The organism is Nocardiopsis chromatogenes YIM 90109, assembly GCF_000341185.1.
Taxonomy (GTDB): Bacteria; Actinomycetota; Actinomycetes; order Streptosporangiales; family Streptosporangiaceae; genus Nocardiopsis_A; species Nocardiopsis_A chromatogenes.
The window spans coordinates 1-3,426 of the sequence record NZ_ANBH01000167.1 but is presented as its reverse complement, the minus strand read 5'-3'; the positions used below and the strand labels follow the sequence as shown (position 1 = coordinate 3,426).

The window sequence follows — 3,426 nt, the reverse complement described above, 5'->3', positions numbered from 1 at the left end:
CGGCGGGCCCCCCCGCCTCCACCGCCTCCTCCACCTGGTCCACGAGGATGAACCGGAAGGGCCCCTCTCCGGCGGCGGCCTCCTCCAGTTCCCCCTCCCGGCGGGCGAGGTCGTCGGGGCGGACCACCAGGCACCGCTCCCGGTCCTCCTCCCCCATCTCCGGCAGCACCCCCGCCAGCAGCAGCGACGACTTCCCCGCGCCCGACGGCCCGGTCAGCAGGACGTTGCGGCCGCGCCGGACCAGGTCGGCCGCGACGGTGCGGGCCAGCTCCTCGCGTCCGAAGAACAGGTCGCGGTCGCCCTCCTCGAAGGGGTGCAGCCCCCGGTAGGGCGCGGGCGGCACGGCCCCGGCCCCCGTCGGCCCTCCGGCGGCGCGGGAGAGCGCGCGGCCGCTGATGGCGAAGCTGGTGCGCTGTTCGGGGCTGGGGTCGACCATGGCCACCATCCCGACCACGCCCTGGTGCACCGGGGACCAGAGCGGGCCGCCGCTGAACCCCTGCTGGACGCGCATGCCCAGGGTGCGCTGGTCCTCGACCTGGAGCAGGCCGGGGGCGGCCCGGCCCACGACGAGGCAGCGGGCCCAGGCGACGAGCCCCCGGTCCAACGGAAGGCCGCCGACGAGCACGTCGGTGTGGGAGAGGGCGTCCGCCGCGACGAGCGGGGCGGGGCGCGCCCCGGGCGGTGGCGGCGACAGCAGCCGGAGCACGGCCACGTCGCCGGGGTCGCCGGTGTTGCGCGGCTCCAGGTGGACGATGCCGGCGCCGACTGCGGCGTCCGGTTCCCCGGTCAGGGGGAAGGAGAGCGACAGCCGGTCGTCGGGCCCGGGGGTGAACACCTCGGGGCGGCCCAGCGCGCGCGACACGACGTGCGCGCAGGTGAGCACCGTGGACTCGGAGACCAGGATGCCCGTACCGGCGGACGATCCCGGGGCCTGTGCGAAGCGGATCCCGACCAGTGCCGCCTCGACGGGGGCAGCGGGCACCTCGACCTCCTCGGTCGTGGGCGGCCCCGGCGCGCGCAACGGCGATCGGCGCGAGGGCACCGCCCTTGTCACTCCGATGGTGCGCAGTCGACTATAAGCGCGCGGTTACGGCCCGGGCTGCCCTCTTTCCGCTTCCGGACACGGCCATCCGCATGGTCTCGGACCGGGCCCCGGGGCCCGCCGGTGGAGAGCGCCCGCCCCCGGTCCGTCCTCCGGGGGCGGGCGCTCGATCGTGGCCGGACCGATCGTGGCCGGACGCGGACAGGGCCGGGGCGGCTCCGGGTCAGTCGGCCACCAGGCGGGACCCGCCGGGCGACCACCGGGCCCGGTCGTCCCGCCAGGCCTGCCGCAGGGCCGCCTCACGCTGGCGGCGGACCGCGTAGGTGCCGGGCGCCAGGCCGCTGCCGCCGTGCTCGGGGTGGAGCAGGTAGGCGGGGGCCGTGGTGGCCAGGACGCCGAGCGCCAGGCCGAAGCGGTCGTGGACGTCGGAGGTCCAGCGGCAGGTGCCGGGGTCGGCGACCAGGGTGTGCGGGTTGCCTCCGGCGGCGCTGCGCAGGAGTTCGAGGCCCTCGGCCGGGACCGGTGTCCACCGGGGGCCGGATCCCTGGACCAGGGTCACGGCGTCGGCGACGAGGTGCAGCGGGACGAGGAGGAGGTCGCCTTGGGCCTGGAGGCCGTCGATGACCGGGACCTCGGCCCCGCGCTCCAGGTGGTCCAGGACGTCGAGGCCGGTGCGGGCGGTGAGGTCGGCGAGGGTCGGGGCGGCGTCGGAGATGCGCATGTTCACGGTGATCACCTGTGTGTTCGGGGAACGCGGTCGATGAACGGGGCGGCGGGGCCGGGGGGCGCGAGGCGGCCGCCCGGGGCCGGGCGTCAGGTGCGGCGCGCCAGCGTGGAGTACAGCGCGCCGGACAGGCCGTAGGTCCATCCGGCGGCGTCGACCGGGTCGTCGAGGGAGCCGGGAACGGACAGCCCGTAGCGGCGCCGCGTGCCGTCGCGCTCCCGCGAGCCGTTGACCGCGACCAGCACCCGGCCGGGCGGTCCCGGCCTCGTCCGCGCACCGGGGACGACCACCGGGGACTCCGGCATGTCGTACAGGCGCAGCTCGGAGCCCGGGTTGCCGGGGTCGGGCGCGGCCGCGACCAGGGCCAGCCCGGCGGCGTCGATGTAGGCGTCCCAGCCGATGCGCTCGATGGCGGCGCGCCGCACCTCCACGTTGGCCTCGGCCGAGATCCGCTCCGGGGTGGGGGCGCCGAGCACCCATGCCGGGACGCGGGTCCCGTTCAGGACGTGGGTGCCCCAGCCGTCGCGGTAGAGCACGGCGGGCCCGCCGTCGTGGTGGAGCCGCACCTCGCCGTGGGCGGCGTCGGGCGCCGGTTCGCTGTGGAGCGCGGCCGTGCGCTCGGCCACCACGCACACGTCCTCGCCCGGCCACCACCAGCCGCAGGAGCGGGCCGTGGCGGACCACAGGTCCAGGGCCTCCCGCGCCGGGGCGGGGAAGCAGGCCAGGCCGAGCCTGTGCCAGGCGTCGTAGTGGCCGACCCAGTAGGCGTCGTGCTGGCCGTGCCAAGCGGTGGCCAGCGGGCGGGGCGCCCCCGCCGCGAACTCGGTGACCAGCGGTGCCTGTACCGCGTCGCGCAGCGAGACCGCCAGGGAGTGGCGCACGGTTACGTCGATGATCGCCCTGATCCAGACGCCGTCGCGCAGGGCGCGCTCCGGTGGGGTGGTCGGCAGGGTGGCGGACGGCCACGGTGCTCGCAGCGGGGTCCGCAGCCGTCTTCGGACGACGCGGTCCATCAGGGTGCGCACGCGGGTGCACAGGTCGGCCAGCCGGGCGTGGACCGGAAGGTCGGTACCTCGGGAGAACGCACGAAGGGGCGCGAGCTCGGATTCCGCGCGGTGCAGCGGCGATCCGGGGTACAGGGCCGACCCGGGCGAGTCGACCCAGACGAACCGCGGCGGGGGACGGTCGATGAGCCGGTACAGCGCGGAGATCGCGGCTTCGGCGGCGGGGCGGTCGGCCGGTTCGGTGGACAGGCCGTGCGCCAGCCACTCGTCACGGATCGCGACGGCACGCCGGAGAAGGGACAGGGACTCGGGGTCGGGGCCCTCAGCCCCACGACGCCCGGTCACCGGAGAGCGGCAGGGCCGCCTTTCATGTCGGTCATGGGCGGATGGTGGCAGAGGCCGCAGCGGACGCGCAACCCTGAAACCGGCCCGGCGAGGGGGCCGGAGGCCGTCCGTCCAGGTCGATGGCGGCAGAGAAATCCGCCCGACACCCTCGTCGTCCCGCGCCGAACAGCGAGCGAGAGCGGCGGCACGGATACGGACACAGTACCGCCCCCCTTGTTGTTGATCTCGGGGAAGGCGGCCCTACCAGCGATGATCTCGGGGATTCCGGGCTTGAGAGGGCGGTGGTGTCAACTGGTGAGTGCAACTATGCC

Annotated in this window: 3 protein-coding genes; all 3 read right to left on the bottom strand. The window is 76.2% G+C overall.

Features of this window, described 5'->3' with window-relative positions; translation table 11 throughout:
* Positions 1-982: nSTAND1 domain-containing NTPase (locus D476_RS33665; protein ID WP_152529376.1), on the bottom strand; the 982-nt coding region annotated here is incomplete at its 3' end.
* Positions 983-1,265: 283 nt separating this feature from the next.
* A complete protein-coding gene (locus D476_RS0117630; RefSeq protein WP_026123605.1) occupies positions 1,266-1,763 on the bottom strand; it encodes a hypothetical protein in 498 nt (165 codons plus the stop codon).
* Between the two features lie 92 nt (positions 1,764-1,855).
* Positions 1,856-3,115: a DUF6745 domain-containing protein gene (locus tag D476_RS0117625; protein ID WP_017625256.1), complete on the bottom strand. Its 1,260-nt coding sequence runs from the start codon at positions 3,113-3,115 to the stop codon at positions 1,856-1,858.
* Between the last annotated feature and the right edge of the window lie 311 nt (positions 3,116-3,426).

Bases quoted from the DNA above. Each gene is read 5' to 3' on its own strand.
- D476_RS0117630 (WP_026123605.1), bottom strand. From the start codon at position 1,763: ATGCGCATCTCCGACGCCGCCCCGACCCTCGCCGACCTCACCGCCCGC.